The sequence below is a fragment of the Paraburkholderia sp. J63 genome (assembly GCF_905220245.1).
Classification (GTDB): Bacteria; Pseudomonadota; Gammaproteobacteria; order Burkholderiales; family Burkholderiaceae; genus Paraburkholderia.
Genome location: NZ_CAJMZF010000006.1, coordinates 44,630 through 67,097 on the forward strand (window position 1 = coordinate 44,630; position 22,468 = coordinate 67,097).

The 22,468-nt window shown below is 65.5% G+C and carries 17 protein-coding genes; 10 read left to right on the forward strand and 7 right to left on the reverse strand.

From position 1 onward, the window contains the following. Positions 1 to 26: 26 nt before the first annotated feature. The 4 genes from U5775_RS08830 to U5775_RS08845 form a co-directional block, all read right to left on the reverse strand. Positions 27 to 1,220 carry a porin gene (locus tag U5775_RS08830; protein ID WP_322057937.1) on the reverse strand — a complete coding sequence of 398 codons (1,194 nt, stop codon included), beginning with the start codon at positions 1,218 to 1,220 and terminating at the stop codon, positions 27 to 29. Between the two features lie 152 nt (positions 1,221 to 1,372). Beyond that, the gene (locus tag U5775_RS08835; protein WP_322057938.1) at positions 1,373 to 2,779 is read right to left on the reverse strand and encodes a cytochrome c; all 1,407 of its coding nucleotides are present in this window, start codon (positions 2,777 to 2,779) and stop codon (positions 1,373 to 1,375) included. An 11-nt stretch (positions 2,780 to 2,790) separates the two neighbouring features. Next, the gene (locus U5775_RS08840) at positions 2,791 to 4,566 is read right to left on the reverse strand and encodes a GMC family oxidoreductase (RefSeq protein ID WP_322057752.1); all 1,776 of its coding nucleotides are present in this window, start codon (positions 4,564 to 4,566) and stop codon (positions 2,791 to 2,793) included. Then, positions 4,566 to 5,312: a gluconate 2-dehydrogenase subunit 3 family protein gene (locus U5775_RS08845; protein ID WP_322057753.1), complete on the reverse strand. Its 747-nt coding sequence runs from the start codon at positions 5,310 to 5,312 to the stop codon at positions 4,566 to 4,568. Before U5775_RS08845 ends, U5775_RS08840 begins: the two co-directional genes overlap by 1 nt. A gap of 505 nt (positions 5,313 to 5,817) precedes the next feature. Here U5775_RS08845 and U5775_RS08850 point away from each other — a divergent pair. The 10 genes from U5775_RS08850 (at position 5,818) to U5775_RS08895 (ending at position 17,989) form a co-directional block, all read left to right on the forward strand. Further along, on the forward strand, positions 5,818 to 6,630 hold the full coding sequence (locus U5775_RS08850; RefSeq protein WP_322057754.1) for a hypothetical protein: 813 nt from the start codon (positions 5,818 to 5,820) through the stop codon (positions 6,628 to 6,630). A gap of 116 nt (positions 6,631 to 6,746) precedes the next feature. Next, on the forward strand, positions 6,747 to 7,694 hold the full coding sequence (locus U5775_RS08855; RefSeq protein WP_322057755.1) for a dihydrodipicolinate synthase family protein: 948 nt from the start codon (positions 6,747 to 6,749) through the stop codon (positions 7,692 to 7,694). Between the two features lie 49 nt (positions 7,695 to 7,743). After that, complete coding sequence (locus U5775_RS08860; protein WP_322057756.1) at positions 7,744 to 9,324, forward strand: aldehyde dehydrogenase (NADP(+)); 1,581 nt, start codon at positions 7,744 to 7,746, stop codon at positions 9,322 to 9,324. A gap of 306 nt (positions 9,325 to 9,630) precedes the next feature. Continuing rightward, on the forward strand, positions 9,631 to 10,755 hold the full coding sequence (locus U5775_RS08865; RefSeq protein WP_322057939.1) for an ABC transporter substrate-binding protein: 1,125 nt from the start codon (positions 9,631 to 9,633) through the stop codon (positions 10,753 to 10,755). A 111-nt stretch (positions 10,756 to 10,866) separates the two neighbouring features. Continuing rightward, complete coding sequence (locus U5775_RS08870) at positions 10,867 to 11,958, forward strand: ABC transporter ATP-binding protein (protein WP_322057757.1); 1,092 nt, start codon at positions 10,867 to 10,869, stop codon at positions 11,956 to 11,958. Continuing rightward, entirely contained in the window at positions 11,955 to 12,836 is an 882-nt protein-coding gene (locus U5775_RS08875; RefSeq protein ID WP_322057758.1) for a sugar ABC transporter permease, read from the forward strand. The genes U5775_RS08870 and U5775_RS08875 overlap by 4 nt, the downstream gene beginning before the upstream one ends. Then, positions 12,836 to 13,780 carry an ABC transporter permease gene (locus tag U5775_RS08880; protein WP_322057759.1) on the forward strand — a complete coding sequence of 315 codons (945 nt, stop codon included), beginning with the start codon at positions 12,836 to 12,838 and terminating at the stop codon, positions 13,778 to 13,780. Before U5775_RS08875 ends, U5775_RS08880 begins: the two co-directional genes overlap by 1 nt. 55 nt (positions 13,781 to 13,835) lie before the next feature. Then, positions 13,836 to 15,584: an L-arabinonate dehydratase gene (araD, locus tag U5775_RS08885; protein ID WP_322057760.1), complete on the forward strand. Its 1,749-nt coding sequence runs from the start codon at positions 13,836 to 13,838 to the stop codon at positions 15,582 to 15,584. Positions 15,585 to 15,766: 182 nt separating this feature from the next. Beyond that, positions 15,767 to 16,966, forward strand: a complete 1,200-nt coding sequence (locus U5775_RS08890; RefSeq protein ID WP_322057761.1) for a porin — start codon at positions 15,767 to 15,769, stop codon at positions 16,964 to 16,966. Positions 16,967 to 17,194: 228 nt separating this feature from the next. Then, positions 17,195 to 17,989: a sulfite exporter TauE/SafE family protein gene (locus U5775_RS08895; protein ID WP_322057762.1), complete on the forward strand. Its 795-nt coding sequence runs from the start codon at positions 17,195 to 17,197 to the stop codon at positions 17,987 to 17,989. Between the two features lie 72 nt (positions 17,990 to 18,061). On the opposite strand, the gene U5775_RS08900 is transcribed toward U5775_RS08895, so the two are convergent. The 3 genes from U5775_RS08900 to U5775_RS08910 form a co-directional block, all read right to left on the reverse strand. Then, positions 18,062 to 19,168 carry a hypothetical protein gene (locus U5775_RS08900; protein WP_322057763.1) on the reverse strand — a complete coding sequence of 369 codons (1,107 nt, stop codon included), beginning with the start codon at positions 19,166 to 19,168 and terminating at the stop codon, positions 18,062 to 18,064. A gap of 1,031 nt (positions 19,169 to 20,199) precedes the next feature. Next, entirely contained in the window at positions 20,200 to 21,024 is an 825-nt protein-coding gene (locus U5775_RS08905; RefSeq protein ID WP_322057764.1) for an NAD(P)-dependent oxidoreductase, read from the reverse strand. Positions 21,025 to 21,095: 71 nt separating this feature from the next. Then, a complete protein-coding gene (locus tag U5775_RS08910) occupies positions 21,096 to 22,415 on the reverse strand; it encodes an MFS transporter (RefSeq protein ID WP_415913542.1) in 1,320 nt (439 codons plus the stop codon). Positions 22,416 to 22,468 lie beyond the last annotated feature (53 nt).

Genomic DNA, 22,468 nt, shown 5'->3' on the forward strand with positions numbered 1-22,468 from the left:
CCGTGCCACGCCGGCGCTCGCAGCGCTTAGAAGCGCTGGCGGAAGCCCACGCTCACGATCGCCTGCGACTGTGCCGCCGACGAGTGGCCATTGCCCTTGTCCCCGAACGAAGCCGTGGCGGCCACCGGGTTGCCGAGCGCATCGAGCGTCATACCCGAAGCGTGCTGGTAGCCCGCGAGCAGATACACCGTCGAGCGCGTCGAGAGATCGTACAGCGCGCCCAGCGAGACGTTGTGGTACTGCGCTTCGTCGTCGAGACCGTCGACGTGGCTGCCGCGCGTATAGCTATAGCCCGCGAACAGATGCGTTTTCGGCTGCACGTTCCACATGCCGAAGATGCCCGCGATATTGAACGTCGCGGTGCCCGAGTAGAGCGAGTTCGCGCCGGCCTTGTACTGCACGTTGCTGTAGTTCACGCCCACGAGCGCGGGGCCGAAGTCCCAGGTCGCACCGGCGGCCACGACCTGCTGCGACTGCGCGCTCGCATAGCCTTCGTTGATCGACGAATTGAAGGTGCCGTCGTAGGTGCCTTGCCATTTGCCGTCGGTGGGGTCGTTGGGGCCGGTCTTGCTGTTGTCCGAGCGCTCGTAGCCCACGCCGAGATGCAGCGGGCCGTTCGCGTAGCCGCCGCCCACGCTCCAGGTGTTCTGGTTCTTGAGGCTGCCCGGCTGGCCGCCGAAGCCGTACAGCGCGCCGAACGTGAAGCCCGCGTAGTTCGCGCTCGTGTACTTGATCGAGTTGTTGACGCGCGTGGTCTGGTCGAGATCGTCGATGTCGCCCGGATGCGCGCCGAAGCCGCCGATCACGCTGACCGGCGCAACGGGACCGACGAAGTCGTCGAGCGAGGTGTACTGGCGGCCCATCGTGAGCGAGCCGTAGCGCTGGTCGGCGAGGCCCGCGAACGCCTGGCGTCCGAACAGGCGGCCGCTCTGGCCCGCGGTGCCGTTGCTGATGTCGAAGCCGTCTTCGAGCAGGAAGATCGCGGCGAGCCCGTTGCCGAGCTCTTCCTTGCCCTTGAGCCCCCAGCGGCTGCCCGAGAGGTTGCCGCTCGTCACGCCCACGTTGGAGTGGCCCTGGTACGCGCCGACGTTGCCGGTGCGCTCGTTGCTGCGGTAGGTGAGGCCCGCGTCGACGATGCCATAGAGCGTGACGGAGCCCTGCGCCGCTGCTGCGCCCGCGATCGAGAGCAGAATCGGTGCAGAGATCAGGTGTTTTTTCATCATGTGTCGTCTCGATGAGTCTTGAGAGTGATGGACCGCCGCGTGGAGCGGTCTCTTGTTATGCGCGCGCACGCCGGCGCGCCTCGCGAGCGAGGCGGCCAGCGGCAGGCGCGGGGAAAACGCGTGAGTGGAACTGCGGATGCGCTACGGCATCAGCGCTTGAGCGATGCGCCCGGCGGCAGCTCGGGCGCGGTGACGGTCACCGTCTTGCGCAGCCTGGCCACGTCGGCGGCGCTCACGGGCGCGCCGGTGTTGCCCCAGCTCGTGCGCACGAACGTGGCCACGTCGGCGACTTGCTGGTCGGAGAGGCGCCAGCCGAACGGCGGCATCGTGAACGTCGAGGGCGCGCTCTGCGTGCCTTCGAGCGCGGCGCCCGTGAGCAGCACGTGGATGAGCGACGTGGCGTCCTTGCCCTGCACGACCGGGTTGCCGCCTAGCGCCGGGAATACGCGCGTGTAGCCGCGGCCGTCGCTGCGGTGGCAGGCCATGCAGTTGTCGACGTAGACCGCGGCGCCGCGCGCGCTCGCGTCGCCGCTCTGCAGCTTGCTCGCGCTGGCGGAATCGTAGGCGTACGAAGTTTCCTTGGGGTCGTTGGGCGGCAGCGTCTTCAGGTAGCGCGCCATCGCGAGCAGGTCCGCATCGGTCATGTACTGCGTGCTGTGCTGGACCACGTCGGTCATGCCGCCGAAAGCCGCCGTGTGCAGATTGCGGCCCGACTTGAGGAACTGGACGATGTCGTCCTCGCTCCACGCGCCGATGCCCGTGCGCGGGTTGCCGCGCAGGCTCGACGGCACCCAGCCGTCGATGGCGCCGCCGCCCGCGAGGAAGTCGTCGCCTTCGAGGTCGGTGAGCGCGAGCTCCTGCATCGTGCGCGCGCGCGGCGTATGGCACGCGCCGCAATGGCCGAGGCCCTGCACGAGATACGCGCCGCGCGCGATGATCGCGTCGTTGTAGTGCGTGCCGTCGAACGCCTGGACCCTGGGCGCGAACAGCGTGCGCCAGATGCCGAGCGGCCAGCGCATCGAGAGCGGCCAGGGAATGTCCACGGCGCGGTTCGGTTGCGCAACGGGCGCGACGCCTTGCGTGAAGTACGCGTAGAGCGCCTTCATGTCGTTGTCGGAGAGGCGTGCGTACGAAGGGTAGGGCATCGCGGGATAGAGCGTCTCGCCGTTCGGACGCACGCCCTGGCGTACCGCCTTCGCGAAGTCGTCGTAGCTCCACTTGCCGATGCCGCTGTTCGCGTCGGGCGTGATGTTGGTCGAGTAGATCGCGCCGATGGGCGTGTCGAACTTCAGCCCGCCCGCGAAGGGCTTGCCGCCCTGCGCGGTATGGCAGGCGATGCAGTCGCCGGCGCGCGCGAGGTATTCGCCGTGCGCGACGAGCGCGGGGGCGGCGCTGTTAACCGCATCGGCGGCGCGGGCCGCGAGCGGCGCGAACGCTGCGGCGAGCGCCGCGCAGGCAGCCAGTGCCGCCGCCGTCTTCGGCACGCTCTTGAGGCGCCGCAGCGCACCGCGTGCGCCGCCATGTTCGACGCGCGCGGGGTCCAGGTTCTTCTTCATCATGGGATTCGTCACGCGCTCACCAGGGGGCCGGGGTTCTTCAGATACTGATTGCGGATCGCCTTCGCGGACCAGTACGCCAGCGCGGCGACCAGCCCCGTGGGGTTGTAGCCGATCCCCTGCGGGAACGCCGAGGCGCCGATCACGAACACGTTGTGCACGTCCCAGCTCTGCAGATAGCGGTTGAGCGCGCTCGTCTTCGGGTCCGTGCCCATGATCGCGCCGCCCACGAGGTGAGTCGTCTGATAGCGGCGCGAGTCGAAGTGCGCGCCGAACTCGCGCGTATAGATGTTGATGGCCTTCGGCCCCATTGCCTCGGCAATCTTCTTCATCTGGCCCGTCACGTACTGGGCCATCTTGATGTCGTTGTCCTTCCAGTCGAAGGTCATGCGCAACAGCGGCTGGCCATACGAATCGCGGTAGGTCGGATCGAGGTCGAGAAAGACGTCGCGATACGACATGTTGCTGCCGTGCGCGTCCATCGAAATGGTGTGCGCGTAGTGGTCCTTGACGGCCTTCTTCCACGCGCTGCCCCAGTTGGGCGTGCCCGGCGGCGTGGCGATGCCGCTGATCGGCTTCACGCCCGCCTGGTTCACCCACAGCGGCGAGCCGCCCACGAAGCCGAGCGGTCCGTGGTCGAAGTTGTCGGCGTTGAAGTCGTCGACGGCCACGCCGTTGCCGCCCGCGCCGACGAACGGGTTCGTCCACGTGTCGGTGTCGAAGAACGCGGTGATGGTCGAGAGGTTCTGGTACGCGAAGTTGCGGCCCACCACGCCTTCGCCCGAGACCGGGTCGTAGGGTTTGCCGATGCCCGAGAGCAGCATCAGGTGGACGTTGTGGTACTGGAACGCCGAGACGATCACGAGATCGGCGCTCTGGAACACCTCCTGGCCCGATGGATCGACATAGGTGACGCCGGTGGCGCGCGTCTTCGTGTCGTCGAGCTCGACGCGCAGCACGTGGCACTTCGCGCGCAGCTCGAAATGCTTTTCCTGCTTGAGCGCGGGCAGCACGTTCAGGTTCGGCGAGGCCTTCGAGTACATGTAGCACGCATAGCCGCTGCAATAGCCGCAGAAGTTGCACGGGCCCATCTGCACGCCATACGGATTTGTGTAGGGCCCCGAAGTATTGGCCGAAGGCAGTCGATATGGATGCAGGCCGATCGACTGCGCCGCGTCGAAGAAGCGCTGCGCCGAATAGGTATTCAGTTGCGCGGGCAACGGAAAGTTGTCGCTGCGCGGCGCCTCGAACACGTTGCCGTCGCCGACCACGTTGCCCTTTACCTTGTAGGCCTGGCCCGAGGTGCCGAACACCTTTTCCGCGAAGTCGAAGTGCGGCTCGAGCTCGTCGTAGCTCACGCCGTAGTCCTGGATGGTCATGCCATCGGGGATGAACTTCTTGCCGTAGCGCTCTTCGTAGTGACTCTTCAGGCGCAGCTCCTCGGGCGTGATGCGAAAGTGCACGCCCGACCAGTGCAGGCCCGCGCCGCCCACGCCTTCGCCGGGCAGGAAAGCCGCGAGCTGGCGATAGGGCAGCGCCGTGTCGTTCACGCCATGACGGATCGACACGGTGGTCTTCGAGAGATCGAGAAAGAGCTTCTTGCGGATGTTGTAGGTGAGCTCGTCGATGGTGTTGGGATACGCGCCATCGGGATAGGTGTCGCGATACTCGCCGCGCTCCAGCGCCACGACGGAGAGGCCCGCCTCGGTCAGCTCCTTCGAGAGGATCGCGCCGGTCCAGCCGAAGCCGACGACTACGGCATCGACGTGAGGTTTCTTGATCGCCATTACGTGCGCTCCCCGTTGATCGAAACCGGACCGTACGGGTAGGCCTTGCCGTTCTGGTTCACGAAGTCCATGAAATCGGCGCGCGCGCCGGGAAAGCCGATCATCTTCCAGGCGGCCAGGTGCTTGTTGCCGCCGTGGATGGGATCGCAGAAGTAGCCTTCGCGCGTGTTCTGCAGCATCTGGCCGAAGAACGTCGAGGCCGGCACGCCGTCGAGCTCGATCTTGCCGGCTTCGAGCGCGCCGAGCACGGTGTCGCGCGTGCCGGCGTCGAGCGCGTCGAAACTCTTGCCGTAGGCCTTGTTGCAGTACGCGTTCACCGCCGCGATGCCGAGGCGGTAGATGTCGCGCGGCACCAGCTTCAACTGATAGCCGAGCTCGGGCGCGCCTTGCTGGAACGGGCCCTGCATGTACCAGAGCGCGCCGAGCGCGTAGGGCGTATCCATCTGGCGGTCGATGAATTCGGGCACGCCCGCTTCGAGCGCGCCCGGACCCTCGGAGTCGGCGGGAATCAGACGGTCGACGGCCGCGTGGAGGAAGGCCCATTCGCGCGCGTCGAAGAAGCGGGGCTTGTATTCGGCCTGCTGCGCCTGAGGCGCCGCGCCCGAGGACGGTTGGCCGCCTTGCTGCTGCCCGGCGCTGGACGAAGGCTGCGAGCCGCCTTCGCATCCAGCCAGCGCACCGGCGGGGACGAGCACCACCGCCGTGCGCAGAAAGCCCCGGCGTGACGTGAGAGGAGTGTCGGACATTGTTGGTTTCTATCTCAATTCGGCGCGGTCCGATTCGGCCGCGGCCGTCTGCGGGAACTGGCTCCCATATAGCCTAGGTCGCATTGGGCCCCTATGGTAAATGGAACCGGTTCCATGATTTAAGCCCAATTTTACAATAATCCGTTGCGTTGGCTATAGGGCCAGGGTGGGGAGATTCGTTGCGTCGGGCATTGTGTGGATTGGCCGACCGCTCGCGCGTTGGGCGCGCGCCGCTCTTTGCGTCTTGTGTATCGGCGGGCTGGGGAATCTGCGGGGAATCGCGCGCACTTCGGATGGCGCTGCGCCTGGCGAACGTGCGACAGGACAAAAATGCGCGGCGTTCGCGGGGGCGGGGATGTGAGTTGGCTGTAACAAAGAAAAAGGGCGTCACCGCGGTGACGCCCTGACAGCAGTAAGTCGGGGGTCCGCTTACCCGAAGGCAGCTAGCCGACACTGATCCCGACTTTTCACCCACCATCGTACTGGACAACAAGGTCGACCGTCAATGGAGCTCCCCGAAGAGGATCTCGCAGCCATCACCCTTTTGCTTTCGAGCGAACGCCTTGGCACGTTCTGCTCCCTGGCGGGTTCCGCTCGCTCGGCGGTCGCGTTGCACCAGCAGACGCTTCAAGTTGCCGGAACGCTCATGAGCGTGACCGCCGTGGTGGAAATAGCGCTGCGCAATACGATCTGCGACCGCCTGGCGTCGCATTTCGAGACCGACGGCTGGCTGCGCAAACCGCCGCGTCCGTTTGTCTGGCGGGAGCAGGAAAAAACGCGGATCGGTGAAGCGGTCGCGAGTGCGCAACGCGCGACCTACGCAAAAATGGATGCAGCACAGCGGCGCGCCCTCGATGAACGGATGTTTCGCAATGGAGTGCCGCCGCATTTCAGCTACGAGCAACACGTGAAAGCGAGGCAGCGTGCGATTGCTGTGCCCAATGGCCAGGTCATTGCCCAACTGACGCTCTTCTTCTGGAAGCGCCTGTTCTCGGCCGAATACGAGCAATCGCTGTGGCGCCCGGCGCTCAAGCGGGTGTTCCCGGACAAGGCGCTGCGCCGCGCCGATGTCGCTGTGCAGCTCGAACGCATTTATCAGACGCGCAACCGGATTGCCCATCACGAGCCCGTGTATGGACACCGGTTGCGCGATGCCATGGCGGCAATCGATTTCGTGATATCGAAACTGGGAAGCGCGCGCCCGGGCGAGATGACGCCTCTTGGGCAATTGCTGAAAGGCGAGCGCCGGCTATTGTCCGAGCAGGCCACGGCATTGCAGATGCGGCTCGATGCGCTTTCGGCGCGCAATTTCGGTTAGCGACTTGTCAGCCCCTCCAAACAAACCCTAACAAATAACCAAAGTTGTTTGACAACTAGACAAAGCGAATGCTACTGTGCGGGTATCGACAACCCACCATCCCAGCACGAGGCCTCATGAACGTGTCCCCGATCGTCGAGAGCGAATTCGCCTCGACCGTGATGGCGGTGCCCCCTCTGGCACGCCGCTCCGACTTCTCGCTCGACGTCGAACAAAACCGCAAGCTCGTCCGTCACATGGAAGCGGGCGGCCTGCGCACGCTGCTCTACGGCGGCAACGCGAACCTTTATCACGTCGCGCCGAGCGAGTTCCGCGAGTTGCTCGACATGCTGGCGGACGCGACCTCGCCCGAAACGCGCGTGATCCCGGCCATCGGCCCCGACTACGGCAAGATGCTCGACCAGGCGCGCATCCTCGCGCAGACGCAGTACCGCACGGCCATGGTGCTGCCGCTCGCCGGCTTCACCACGTTTGAGGGCGTGGAGGCGGGCCTCACGCGCATCGCCGACACGGCCGGCATTCCGCTCACGCTCTATATCAAGAGCGAGCATTACGTCGACGTGGACACCCTCGCGCGCCTGCTCGATCGCGGCACGCTGATTGCGGTGAAATACGCCATCGTGCGCGAGGACCCCTCGAACGATCCGTATCTGCGCCGCCTCTTGCAGAGCGTGCGCGCCTCGCAGGTGGTCTCGGGCATGGGCGAGCGTCCGGCGCTCGTGCACGTGCGCGATTTCGGCCTCGCCGCGTGGACCACGGGTTCGGGCTGCATCGCCGCGCACGCCGTGATGGCGCTGCTCAAGGCCGCCAAGGAAGGCCGCGCCGACGAAGCGCAACGGCTCTACGATGCCTTCATGCCGCTCGAAACCCTGCGCGACGACATCTCGCTGATTCGCGTGCTGCACGACGCCGTCACGCTCTCGGGCATCGCCGATATGGGGCCGATCCTGCCGTTGCTTTCGCAGTCGCCGGTCGAGGCGCTGCCCGCGATCGGCACGGCCGCGAAGGCGCTGCTGGCGTTCGAGCAGTCGCTGGCGGGTTCGGCGCAGGCGGCGCATGCTTGAGCCTCCCCGCGCTCGACTCTCGATGGGTACTCAAATGAGCGGAGCGAACATGCAGATCACTGGAGCAATGCTGCTGGGCGCGCAGGCGGTGCGCGGCCAGGCGCGCGAGATGCGCGCGTTTGCGCCCGCGCTCGGCAAGGATATCGAGCCGCCGTTCGGTCTCGGCGACAAGGCCGACGTCGCGCGCGCCTGCGAACTCGCGGCGCAGGCTTTCGACGCCTTCCGCGCCGCGCCGCACGAAACGCGCGCCCAACTGCTGGAGGCGATCGCCGAGCGCATTCTCGGCATCGGCGACGCGCTGATCGAGCGCGCGCATCTGGAATCGGCGCTGCCCAAGGCGCGTCTCGATGGCGAGCGCGGCCGCACGGTCGGCCAGTTGCGCCTGTTCGCGTCGCTGGTGCGCGATGGCCGCTGGTGCGGCGCCGTGCTCGATTCGGCGCTGCCCGAGCGCAAGCCGCTGCCGCGCTCCGACCTGCGCGCGCGGCGCATCGGCGTGGGCCCCGTGGCCGTGTTCGGCGCGAGCAACTTTCCGCTGGCGTTCTCGGTGGCGGGCGGCGACACGGCTTCGGCGCTCGCCGCGGGCTGCCCGGTCGTCGTGAAGGCGCACCTCGCTCACCCGGGCACTTCCGAGCTCGTGGGCCGCGCGATCCAGCAGGCCGTCGCCGATGTGGGCCTGCCCGAGGGCGTGTTCTCGCTGATCTTCGGCGCCGGCAACGAGCCCGGTGAAGCGCTCGTCGCGCATCCGGCCATCAAGGCGGTGGGTTTCACGGGCTCGCGCCGCGGTGGCCTCGCGCTCGCGCACATCGCGGCGCAGCGCGCGGAGCCCATCCCCGTCTACGCCGAAATGAGCAGCATCAACCCGATGTTCGTGCTGCCGGCGGCGCTGGCCGCGCGCGGCGAGTCGATCGCGCAGGGCTTCGTCGATTCGCTCACGCTGGGCGTGGGCCAGTTCTGCACGAACCCCGGTCTCGTGCTCGCCATCGACGGTCCCGAGCTCGACCGCTTCGTGAAGGCCGTGAGCGCCGCGCTCGGCCAGAAGCCGGCGCAGACCATGCTGACGGCGGGCATCGCGAGCGCATACGGCGATGCCGTGGCGGCGCGCAAGAGGGCGCAGGGCGTCGAGCAACTGGCCGAGGGCGTGCAGGGCGATGCCCAATGCGCCGCGCTGCCGTCGCTGTTCAAGACGAGCGCCGCGGAATTCCTCGCGCAGCGCGCGTTGTCGGACGAGATTTTCGGGCCGGCCTCGCTCGTCGTGGCCTGCCGCGACGAAGCCGAGCTCGCGCGCGTGGCGGAGCACCTCGAGGGCCAGCTCACGGCCACGCTGCACATCGACCGCAACGACTACGCGATGGCCGCGCGCCTCATGCCGGTGCTCGAGCGCAAGGCGGGCCGCATCCTCGCGAACGGCTTCCCGACGGGCGTCGAAGTCTCGTACGCGATGGTCCATGGCGGTCCGTTCCCGGCCACCTCGGACACGCGCACGACCTCGGTGGGCGCCATGGCGATCGAGCGTTTTCTGCGCCCGGTCTGCTATCAGGATCTGCCGGCGGAATTGCTGCCGTCCGCGCTTCAGGACGACAACCCGCTGGGCTTGTGGCGCCTGCGTGACGGCGAACTGGTGCGCAAGTAAGCGCTGTTCTAAAGGCGCAATAGCGGCGAGAGGGCGCTGGCAACAGCGCTGCGGGCGAGCGCCTTTCTCGCCACCTGCTATCCAGAAAGCGTCCAGCAAACGCCGAACAAAAGGCTCGCAAGGCGCCCGATGTTGCTTGACAACTTGATGCGTGGTTCGGCATCCTTTGACCGCGGCCCAGTTGTCAGGCCAGCAATCCCGGCAGCAGAACGAAAACAGCCGCGCAGAACAAATTCCATAAACGGATGTGAGGAGAGAGACGCGATGTTCGATGGACGCTTGAAGGCCAGGGTGCTGGCCATCTGTATGGCGGCTGCGTCGGGGTTCGGCGCGGGCGCGGCGAAGGCCGATCCGGTTTCCCTGAACATAGTCGACGTGGCCGGCAATCTGCAGCTCACGCAAAAGGCCTTCGAGGCCTTCAAGGCGCAGAATCCGGCGCTCGTCTCCAACATCACGTACACCAACGCGCCGGCGCCGCAACTGCCCGGCAAGATCAAGGCGATGCAGGCGGCCGGCCGCGCCGATATCGATCTCGTGCTCACGGGCACGGACGCGCTCGCCGCCGGCATCGAGCAGAACCTCTGGATGAAGCTGCTGCCCGATCAATCGGCGGCGCTGCCGGGCGTGCTCGACAAGTACGCGCCCGGTCCGCGCAAGATGCAGGATCTCGCGCAGGGCTATGGCCTCGAAGTGTCGTATATGCCGGCGGGTCCGTTGATCGAGTACAACCCCGCGAAGGTGGCCAAACCCCCGCACACGCCGCAGGAACTGCTCGCCTGGTGCAAGGCGAACCCCGGGAAGCTGATCTATGCGCGTCCGGCCAATTCGGGCCCGGGCCGCACCTTCCTGATGGGCTTACCCTACCTGCTCGGCGACAAGAATCCGCAAGACCCCATCAACGGCTGGGACAAGACCTGGGCGTACCTGAAGGAGCTCAATGCGTGCGTGCCGTACTACCCGGGCGGCACCTCGGCGGTCATGAAGGAGCTGGGCGAGGGCTCGCGCGACATGACGGTGACCGTGACGGGCTGGGACATCAACCCGCGCGCGCTCGGCATCGTGCCGGCCGACTTCAGGGTGCAGGCCTTCGACAACATGACGTGGGTGAACGACGCGCACTATATGGTCATCCCCAAGGGCGTCCCGAAGGAGAAGCTCGCCGTGCTGCTCAAGCTCATGAACTTCATGCTGGAGCCGCAGCAGCAGGCCATGACCTACGACGACGGTTACTTCTATCCGGGGCCGGCCGTGAAGGGCGTGACGCTTTCGATGGCGCCGAAGTCAAGCCAGGACGTGATCGCCAAATATGGCCGCCCCGAGTACGCGAAGTGGCTCACGCAGTATCCGCACGTCCAGCCGCTTTCGGCGCAGGCGATGGTCGCGGCGTTCCAGAAATGGGACCGCGAAATCGGCTCGCAGAAGTCGCAGTAATGCGGTGACGAGTCAACGACGTTCAGGCGGCGCCTTTCGTGCGATCTCGCACGCGTGTGCCGCCCGTTGCCTGGGCTTTGGCAAGTGGACCTCGCGTTTCAGGAACGTGTCATGAAGCATTCATTCGATCGTCTGCGTCTGGACTCGGTGTGCCGCAGTTTCACCAGCGCGGAGGGCGCGCCGCTCGCGGCGCTGCGCAATCTCGACCTCGACATCGGGCGCGGCGAATTCATCGCGCTGCTCGGCCCCTCGGGCTGCGGGAAATCGACGGCGCTCAACTGCATTGCGGGCCTGCAGCCGCTCACGAGCGGCAGTATCTGGCTCGACGATTTGCGCATCGACGTGCTGCCGCCCGAGAAGCGCGGCTTCGGCATGGTGTTCCAGAACTACGCGCTGTTTCCGCACATGAGCGTGCTCGAAAACGTGGGTTTCGGCCTGAAAATGCAGGGCGTGCCGCGCGACGAAGCGAAACGCCGCGCGCGCGAGGCGCTGCAACTCGTGCAGCTCGTCGGCCATGAAGGCAAGCTGCCGGGTCAGCTCTCGGGCGGCCAGCAGCAGCGTGTGGCGATCGCGCGCGCCATCGTGATCGAGCCGCCGCTCGTGCTGATGGACGAGCCGCTTTCGAACCTCGACACCAAGCTGCGCATCGAGATGCGCGCGGAAATCCGCCGCATTCATGGCCAGCTCGAACGCGCGACGATCTACGTGACGCACGATCAGGACGAGGCGCTTTCGATGGCCGACCGCATCGTCGTGATGAAAGAGGGCGTCGTCCAACAGATTGCCAGTCCTAAGGAAATCTACCGCCGCCCCGCGAACCTGCACGTCGCGCGCTTCATGGGCTATCGCAACGTGCTGCCGTTCGCCGTGACCGGTGAGCGGGGCGAGCATGTTGCGCTGTCCGCGTCTGGCATCACGCTCACGGGCGTGCCGATGGACGATGCCCTCGCGCAGGCGGGCGGCAACGCGATCTCCGTGGCGATGCGCCCCGAAGACTTCGAGCGCGCCGACGCGGGCGACGCCAACGCCTTCGACGTCGAAGTCGAGATGGTCGAATACGGCGGCCGCGATTCGCTGCTGCTCGCGAACGCGCCGTTCGGCAAGCTGTGGGCGCGCGTGGCGGGCGAGTTCGAAGCGGGCGAGCGCGCCACGCTGCGCGTCGCGCCTTCGCGTGTGCTGGTCTACGCGGAGCGCACATCATGAGCACGCTCGCTTCGCCGTCGAGCAAGCCGCCGCGCGACGCACGCGGCTGGCTGATCGCGCCCGCGCTGGGCTTTATCATTGCGATGTTTCTTTATCCGTTCGCCTACGGACTCATGCTCTCGTTCAAGCCGATGAACGGCGGCGGCATGCTCGCGAACTATCTGCAGTTCATCCACGACCTCTCGCTGTGGCCGACGGTGTTCGTCACGCTCAAGCTCGCGGTGCCCGCGACCGTCATCAACGTGGGGCTTTCGCTGCCGGTGGCGTTCGCGCTGCGCCACAAGTCGCCGTATCAGAAGCTCGTGACCACGCTGCTCGTGATTCCCGTCACGCTCGGCACCGTGCTGATCGCCGACGGCATGCTGAGCTACTTCGGCCCGAACGGCTGGTTCCCGCAGGCGCTGCACGCGCTGCACCTCTACACGAATGAAGAAATTCGTCTCACGCACAACTACTGGGGCGTGCTGATCTCGCTGATCGTCTCCGGTTTTCCGTTCGCCTTCCTGCTGACGCTCTCGTATGTCACCGGCATCGACCCCACGCTCGCGCGCGCGGCGGCCACGCTCGGCGCGGGGCCGTGGCAGCAGTTCCGGCAGATTTATCTGCCGCTGCTCGCGCCCGGCCTCACGATGGCCGCATGCCTCTCGTTCGTGCAGGCGTATTCGGTGTTTCCATCGGCAGTGCTGCTCGGAGCGCCCGCGGGCCCCACGCGCGTGATTTCCATCGCGGCTTCGGAAGCGGCGTTCGAGAGCTACGACTACTCGCTCGCTTCGACGATTGCCATCGTGATGGGCTTCGTGCAGTTGATCGTGGTGGCCGCGATGCTCGGCGCGAAGCGCTACTTCTACTCCGGACCGGTGAGCGGAGGGAAAGGCTGATGAGCGCACATCAACACAACGCGGCGGGGCTTCCCGCAGGCGCGCCGGTGCGCGAAGAGCGTCCGGTGCCCGCGCCCGCGCCCGCTCCCGCCGCCAAGGCGCCGCAGACGAAGCTGGCTTCGCGGCTGCCCGACGTGCTCTGGAAAGTGCTGGTGTGGGGCGGCGTGCTGTTCTTCCTGCTCAACGTGCTGCTGCTGATCGCGACTGTGGGCGTGAACTCCATCGCCACGCGCTGGTTCGGCACGCCGCTGCCGCAGGGCTTCACGCTGCACTGGTATGCGCAGGCGTGGCGCGATTTCCAGCTCGGCAGCGTGCTGTGGGTGACGTTCGAAGTGGTGGGCGCGGTCGTGCTGCTGTCCATCGTGCTCGGCGTGCCCGCGGCGTATGCGTTGGCGCGCGCGCAGTTTCCCGGCAAGCGCATCGCCATGCTCGTGTTCCTGCTGCCGCTGATGGTGCCGCCCGTCACCTACGGTATTCCGATGGCGACCGCGATGTACCACTTCGGCCTCGCCGGTACGCTGCCCGGCGTGATATGCGCGAACCTCGTGCCCGCGCTGCCGTTCGTGATTCTCGTGATGACGCCGTTCATCGAGCAGATCGATCCGAACCTGGAGTCGGCGGCGCGCATTTTCGGCGCGAACACGTTTCGCTATTTTCTCTATGTATTGCTGCCGCTCCTCGTGCCCGGGATGCTGGCGGCGGGGCTGCTCGTGCTGGTGCGCACGATCGGCATGTTCGAACTCACTTTCTTTACCGCCGGACCCGATACGCAAACGCTAGTCGTCGCGCTCTACTACGCCGTGTTTTCGACGGGCGTGCGCGCGCCGCAATCCATCGACGCCATGGCGATGATCTACATGGCGATCACGCTCGCATGGGTGCTGGTCGCGCTGCAGTTCGTCAGCCCGACACAGCTCGTGTCGCGCGTGAAGGAATCGCGTTAGCGCGACGCCGGCGGCTTTACTGACACATCCGCGGAAACCCCTGGAGCAACGCAAGATGAGCAACAAGCGAAAGACCCCCGAAGAACTGCGCAGCCACCGCTGGTATGGCGTGAACGACCTGCGTTCGTTCGGCCACCGCTCGCGCACCGCGCAGATGGGCTACAGCCGCGAGGAATATGCAGGCAAACCGGTGATCGCGATCCTCAACACGTGGAGCGAGATCAACCCTTGCCATACGCATTTCAAGCAGCGTGTGGAGGAGGTCAAGCGCGGCATCTGGCAGGCGGGCGGCTTTCCCATCGAGTTGCCGGTGCAGACGCTCTCCGAGCCGTTCCAGAAGCCCACCACGATGCTCTACCGCAACTTCCTCGCGATGGAAGCCGAGGAGACGCTGCGATCGTATCCGGCCGATGGCGTCGTGCTGATGGGCGGCTGCGACAAGACCACGCCCGCCTTGCTGATGGGCGCGATCTCAATGGATCTGCCGACGATCTTCCTGCCCGCGGGCCCCATGCTCAACGGCAACTGGAACGGCGTGACGCTCGGCTCGGGCTCGGACACCTGGAAATACTGGGCCGACCTGCGCGCGGGCAAGATCACCGAGGACGACTGGAAGGGCGTGGAAGGCGGCATCGCGCGCTCGCCGGGCCACTGCATGACGATGGGCACGGCCTCCACGATGACGAGCGCCGCCGAAGCACTGGGCTTCACGCTGCCGGGCTTCGCCTCGATTCCCGCGCCCGATTCGCGCCACGCGCAGATGTCGGCGAAAACGGGCATGCGTATCGTGGAGATGGTGTGGGAAGACCTCAAGCCTTCGGACATCATCACGCGCCAGTCGGTCGATAACGCCGTCACGACCTGTCTCGCGCTCTCGGGATCGACGAACGCCATCGTTCATATGATCGCGCTCGCGCGCCGCGCCGGTGTCGATCTCACACTTGCTCAGTACGACGAAATTGCGCGCCGCACGCCGGTGCTTGCGAACGTCCGCCCGACCGGCAAGTACCTCATGGAGGACTTCTACTACGCGGGCGGGCTGCGCGCGATGCTCAAGGAACTTGGCGACCTGATCGACGGCTCGCAGATGACCGTGAACGGCAAGACGCTCGGCGAGAACATCGCCGATGCGCAAATCTACAGCGAAGAGGTGATCTACCGGCGCGCGACGCCGCTGATGCCGGACACGGGCCTGGCCGTGCTGCGTGGCAATCTCGCACCCGATGGCGCCGTCATCAAGCCCGGTGCCGCGGAGAAGCGCCTGCACGTGCATACGGGCAAGGCCGTCGTGTTCAAGGACTATAACGACATGGCCGCGCGTATCGACAGCGAAGAACTCGACTGCGACGAGAACAGCGTGATCGTGCTGCAACACGCGGGCCCGATTGGCGCGCCTGGCATGCCCGAGTGGGGCCAGTTGCCGATTCCGCAAAAGATCCTCAAGAAGGGCGTACGCGACATGCTGCGCATTTCGGACGCGCGCATGAGCGGCACGAGCTACGGCGCGTGCGTGCTGCACGTGGCGCCCGAGTCGTTCATCGGCGGACCGCTCGCCCTCGTGCAGGACGGCGACCTGATCGAACTGAACGTGCCGGAGCGCCGCCTGAACCTGCTGATCTCCGACGAAGAGATGGCGCGCCGCAAGGCCGCATGGGTGACGCCCGAGCCGCGTTTTACGCGCGGCTACGGCGCGATGTATCAGATGCACGTGATGCAGGCCGACAAGGGCTGCGAGTTCGATTTCCTGCAGCGTGACGGCGTTGCCGGCTCGTGCGGCAGCGGCGGCGAGCCCGAGATTCATTAAAGAGTTCAGTACGGATCCACCGCGCAACGCGGGGGAGACAGGATCCGGCATCGAAGGCGGGGCGCCTCGCGGTTCGTGACCGCGGCTCGCCCCATGCGGCTCGACAGGGGCATATCCGTATCCGGCGTCAAGAGCAGCAGAAAACAAGCAATACATCACAACGACTATATGCAGGAGTACAGATGAAGAAGACCATTCTCGCTTCCACGCTTGGACTCGCCGCACTGGGTGCGCACGCTCAGAGCAGCGTTACGCTGTATGGCATCGTCGATACGGGCATCGGCTATCAAAGCAGCTCGGCCGCGCTCGGCAGCAACTCGGGCGGCCATGCGGTCGTCAAAATGGTTCAGGGCGTCTGGGCCGGTTCGCGCTTCGGCCTGAAGGGCGCCGAAGACCTGGGCGGCGGCACGCGCGCGATCTTCCAGCTCGAAGAAGGGTTCAACTCGGCCAATGGCGCGCAATCGACCACCAACCTGATGTTCAGCCGCGCGGCCTATGTCGGCCTCGCGAACCAGCAATACGGCACGCTCACGATGGGCCGCCAGTATGCGCCGTACTATTCGCTGCTCGCGCCGTACAGCCCGACCAACTGGCTCACGGGTGCCTATGGCGCGCACCCGGGCGATCTCGACTCGCTGGACACGATCTACCGTATCAACAACGCAGTGGTCTATACCTCGCCGAATATCTCGGGCTTTACCGTGAGCGGCATGTACGCGTTGGGCGGCGTGGCGGGCAGCACCAACGCTGGGTCTTCGTGGAGCGTCGCCGCGAACTACATTCGCGGTCCGGTCGGCCTCGCCGTGGGCTTCGAGCGTCTGAACAACTCGACGAGCGGCGGCGGTGCGTGGGGGGCGAATTCCACGGCGAACAGCAATGGCGAGCCCGGCGTTTCGGGCATCACCAACGGCTTCCAGACCGCGCAGGCGCAACAGCGTTTTGCCGTGACGGGCGGCTATGCCTTTAATTCTCAGTGGGATATTTCGGCATCCTGGTCGAATGTTCAGTACGTGGCCGGCGCGGGATCGAAGTTCTTCGATACGCAGATCTGGAACACCGGCGGCGTTGTCCTGCACTACAAGCCGCTTACCGCGCTCGATCTTGCCGCCGGCTACAGCTATACGCGCGCGACCCGGGCAAACGGCATCACGAGCGCGGCTTCGTATCGGCAGTTCAACCTCTCGCAGTACTACACGCTCTCGAAGCGCACGGGACTGTACTTCGTCGAGGCGTATCAGCGCGCGGGCGGGCAGACGCTGGGCACCAACGGCGCGGGCAACATCATCGACGCAACCGCCGATATCGGCGATGGTCAGAACAGCGCGCCGTCCTCGTCGCGCAGTCAGGTCGCGGGCGCGATCGGCATCATCCACCGCTTCTGATTTTCACGCTTTCATCCTCCGACGCAGTCTTCGCGGCGGCGCCATTGCGGCGCCGCCGTTTTTTGTGCATATGCACGGCTGGATGCCGGGACGGGCTGCCGGAAGCGGCGCCAGGTGCGCTTCGCGAGGCTGCGCTATCATGCACTCCGATTTCAAGATAAAACCGGCCGACCGCGTGTGGACGTATCGCATGGGGATCGCCGCCCATCCACGCACCCGATTTCCTCGATGTTCGACTTCCATCTCTCCGGGGGCGTCCTGCTCCCGCACATGCAGGCGCTCGACGTGCTCCAGCTCTGCGGCATCGCCATTGCGCTCGTGCTCGGCGGCATGGTGAAGGGGGTAACCGGCATCGGCGTGCCGCTCGTCGCCATGCCGATCCTCACGCAGTTCCTGCCTGTGAAGCAGGCCGTCCTGCTGCTTTCGATGCCGATCATCCTCGGCAATATTCCGCAGGCGCTCGAAGGCGGCGAGCTGTGGAAGACGGTCAAGCACATTGCCGCGCCGCTGATCGGCACCGTCATCGGCAATATCGTGGGCGTGGCCGTGCTGATCCGGCTCGAGCCGCATCACGCGCTGGCGGCTTCGGGCGTCACGCTGATCGTGGCCGCCGCGCTGATGCTCGCCTCGCCGCGGCTCACGCTCGCACCTGCGCTCGTCAGGCCGGTGGGTTTCGCGCTCGGTTTCGGCGCGGCCCTCATGGAGAGCATCGCGTCGGTGCCCGGACCGCTGCTCGCGATGTATCTGATCGCCTCGGGCGCGACGGGCCGGGCGTTCACCAAGCAGATCGCGATCATTCTCGTGGTGTCGGTGCTCACGCTGGTCACTACGTTCAGCGGTGGCGCGCACGCGAGCGGCGCCGACCTCGCGATTTCCGCTGCGGCGAGCCTGCCGTCCATCGCGGGCATGTTCCTCATCCGGCCGTTGCGCGACAAACTGCATCCGCTGGCGTTCCGCATCATCGTGCTGGTGTGCGTGCTGGCGGCGGCGTTGCAGATGATCATCAAAGCGGGCGTGCTGTGACGCTCGATGAACATCGAGCGTTGCAAGCGGCTTGCCGCACGGCGTGCAGCAAGCCTTGCATTGGCGGCGGATTTAGCTGCCTGCAGTGGTCAAGGATGGCGGGCCTGCGTCGGCTGGCGAGGCACCCGGTTGTGCCGGGGGATTCGGCATGGCTGACGAGAACAGTTGCTCGATCAAATTCTTGAGCTCACTGGCGATTTTGGGCAGGAGTTCGTTCGCAAGACCCGGTGCCATGTTCGAGAGCTGCGAGGCGAGACGCTGCAGGCCGTCGGGGCCGGCCATGTCGCTCCCGCTGGTGCCGTTGTCCATGGTGGGTGGTGCGGCGGGCCCCGGCGGCTGAGCGGGCTGCTGCTGAGTTCCGATGCCGGCCATGTCGCCGCCACCCGTGTCGTTGGCAGGGGCGGGCTGTGCGGCGGGTGCGAGTGACTGGGCGGGCTGCTGCTGGGTTCCGATGCCGGCCATGTCGCCGCCACCCATGTCGCCGGCAGAAGCGGGCTGTGCGGCGAGTCCAGGGCCGGCCGTATCTCCTCCGCCAGGGGCATTCCCCGCGGGCATCGACGCGTCGGGGGGGAGATTCGAGGCGACAGCCTGCAATTGCCCCGAGGAGGCTTTCCACTGCTCGAGTTTTTGCAAATCGGCAGGGCTCAGTGGCTCTTGACGCAAGTTTTGCATCTGCCCATCGCTGCCGGCGATATAGCTGGTGTGCAGCCCACCTCCGGCCTTGTCTACCTGCGCGCTGCCATCCGGGCTGAACCTGGTGGATGTGAGCGTGCCACCGCGTTCGTTGGGGTCGTAGGCAAACGACGACGCAAGATTGCCGTTCGCATCGTAGTTTTGCCCGGCCCGGAGATTGCCCGTCGCGTCGAATGAATAGACGTCGTGGCTGCCATCCGGATTGGCAGTGACCCGATTCGTCAACGGGCCGTTTTGCGGGTCGCCGGTGCCCGGCTGCATTCCGTCCGGGGGCATCATTCCTGGCATTGCTAACGGATTCGGCGGGTTGGGGTACAGGCCTGGTGGCATGCCGGCGCTGGCATTGGGCCCGGCGATTGCGCCGGCGAGGCCGATGTTCGGGGCCGATGCAGCGCCACCAGCGTTCAAGGCGGCTGCGGCGCCCGCAGACGCACCGACGCCGTAGTATGCATCGTTAGCGATGCCGGGTTGCAGTTTCACGCGCATGATTTCATCCCTTTCAGTGAATCGGATGGACGTGCCACCGGAGTCGGGCGCAGAAAGGAAGCATCGATCCGGCGACACGGCCGCGCAATGCACGGCATCTTTAGTGTGCTGGCGCGTGGATTCGGCGAGTGTTATCGGGTCATTGTTTTGCTTGGTGAGGATGCGTTTGCGGTAAGAGAAAAGTGCCGGTCGGACGCTTTGAGTCCCTTAAAGACGGTGGGACGGTACGTGCTGCATTGACTGGCGTCTTCGTATGCGTGCTGGCGGCGGCCCGGTCGTTTATCAACTCGGGCGTGCCGTGAGGTTGGATGAATGGCAATGCGCTTGCCGCGCCGGGCGCGGCAAGCGTGTTGTTGCGTACAGGATGATTAGCTGCTTTCAGTGCCTGACACCTGGTTTGTATTGTCCGTTGTGGCGGAGGCGTTGGATGTGGAGGTGTCACCGCTAGAGGCAGGGTTTTGGGAAGAATTGTTGTTGGCTGCCGAATCGGGTTGCTGCACCGAAGTGTCGTCTGCTGCCGACGTGTTTGATACACCAGACATGTCCTGCGTTGTCGTGACGTCCGCTGTGCGGGTCTGCCCGGTTTGCTGGTCATCGGCGGCTTGAGCCACGGCTGTGGTGTCACCACCCCTGGTGTCGACAGCGGAGCCCGCCACGTGTGCGGGTTCACACGCATGATTTCATCCTTTCGTTGAATTGGATGGGCATGTCACTGGACTCAGGTCGTCGATGCAGAACATCGATTCGGCGGCATGACCGAGCAAAGCCCGGTATCTCCAGTGTCTGAGCACGCAAATTTCGCAGGTGGTACCGGATCACTGACTCGCAACGTGGATGTGCGAGAGATCAGGCCCAGTGATTCGCCGCATAGGGAGAAGCAAGGCAGGTGTCCAGAACTGTTGGCCCGCGAGGGCGATGGGCGATTCAGTTACTAAGGATAACCATATAAATGAAAACATGCCGTTCAGCGCATGTCTGAACGGCATCGGTCTGCAAGGTGTATTTCGTATGCGAATACCAGGCAGGGTGTCTCAAGTGCGCTTGCCGCGCTGTTCCACCGGCGTGAAATCGAAGCTCGCGAAACTACCGCCCTGATAGCGCTGCGCGACGGCGTCGAGCGGATTCACTTTGGCGAGAATCTCGGCCGCATGGTCTTCGGCGTTCTGCTGCGGCCTGAAGCCCAGCCGTGCGGCGTCGTCATTCGCACCGCTTTGCACCCAATAGCTGCGCGTATTGTTCGATACGCCCCAGACGACCGCGAAGCCGATCGATTCCACGTTGATCACGCGATCGACGAGATGGAACAGGTCTTCGTGACCGAACCACGTGCTCAGATGGCGAAATTCCGTGGGCTTCGGCAGGCAACTGCCGATGCGCACGTTCACGGTCTCGACGCCGTGCTTGTCCCAGTAGAGCCGCGCGAGCGATTCGCCCCACGCCTTGCTGAGCCCATAGAAACCGTCGGGACGAAATGCGCAATCGAGCGTGAGCCGGTCTTCCACCGGATACATGCCGATCGCGTGATTCGAGCTCGCGAACAGGATGCGCTTCGTGCCGTGGCGGCGTGCGCCTTCGTAGATTTCGACGAGCCCGCGCAGGTTGTTCTCGATGATCTCGGGCAGCGGGCGCTCGACGCTCGTGCCGGCCATGTGGATCAGCACATCGACGCCTTCGAGCAGGCGGTCGACCACGGCGGGATCGCGCAGATCGCCGTGCATGACGTCTTCGCCGGCAACGAGCGGTTCTAGCGGCTTGGAGCCGGCCGCCGAACGCAGGTTGACGCCGCGTTCGAGCAGGCCCTTGCGCAAGACGGCGCCGAGCTGGCCGGCTGCGCCGGACAATGCAACTTTCTTCACGGTGGGGTTACCTCACATAAAAACGCCGAAAGCCGGCGCCCGGATTTTTCGGGCGCCGGCTGATGAGCCGGTCAGGCTTTCACTTTTTGCGCCGGCTGGAGCACGGCGCCAACCGCGTTATATTGTTCGTTATCCTTATGTTGATTCGAGATCATCCGCCAGGCGACGATCGCGCCGATCAAATCGAACAGCATGAGGCACACGAACAAGGGGTTATAGCCGATCGTGCTCGCGAGCGCCCCGACGATGAGCGAGAACACCGTCGCGCCGAGGTAGCCGAACATGCCCGAGAGGCCCGTGGCCGTGGCGACTTCGTGCTGGCCGAAGACGTCGGAGGCCAGCGTGAACAGGGCGCCCGAGATGGTCTGGTGCGCGAAGGTGCCCACGCAGAAGAGTGCGATGGCGGCATACGGGCTCGCGACGAGGCCCACGCAGGCCGGTCCGACCATCAACAACGCGCCGGTCGTGATGACGAGCTTGCGCGAGGTGATGAGCGAGCAGCCGAACCAGCGTATGAAGAGCGGGGCGAGATAGCCGCCAACGAGGCAGCCGAGGTCGGCGGCGAGGAACGGCATCCACGCGAACAGCGCGATCTCCTTGAGGTTCATGTGGCGCACGGTGACCATGTAGAGCGGAATCCACGCGCCGAAGGTCTGCCATGCCGGCTCCGCGAGCATGCGCGGAATGCCGATGCCCCAGAAGCGGCGCTGCTTGAGCACTTCCTTCCACGACGGACGCTTGCCCGCGGTGCTCTGTTGCGTCGCGTCCTGACCCGAGCGGATGTACTCGGCTTCTTCCTTCGAGAGCATCGAGTGCTCGGCCGGCGTGCGGAAAAACACGAGCCACAGGGCCACCCAGATCAACGCGACGCCACCGGTCAGCACGAACGCAAATTGCCAGTTGTATTTAAGAATGCACCAGACCACGAGCGGCGGGGCGATCATCGCGCCGATCGACGTGCCGGTGTTCAGCCAGCCGGTGGCGACCGAGCGCTCTTTGGCCGGAAACCACTGGCTGATGGCCTTCATGCCGGCCGGGAAGATCGCGGCTTCGCTCATGCCGAGCAGGCCGCGGAAGAACGCGAGCGCGGGCCAGCTGGAGGCGAGGCCATGCAGCATGTTGGCGATGGCCCAGCCGAACGCGAAGATGGCGAAGCCGATCTTCACGCCCACGGAGTCGAGCACGAAGCCGGCGATCGGCTGCGCGAGTGCGTAGCAGGCCTGGAACGCGGTGACCACGTACGAGTACTGCTGCGTGGACATGTGGAGCGTTTCGGTGAGCGTGGGCGCCGCCACGGAAAGCGAGCTGCGCGCGAGATAGTTGAAAATCGTGCCGATCATGATGAGGCCGATGATCCACCACCGAAGCCCCTTGATAGTCTTGCGTTGCACTGCTCGTCTCCTGTTGTTCCGGAATGGGCGCCAAGCCCGGGCTCCGGTCCCAT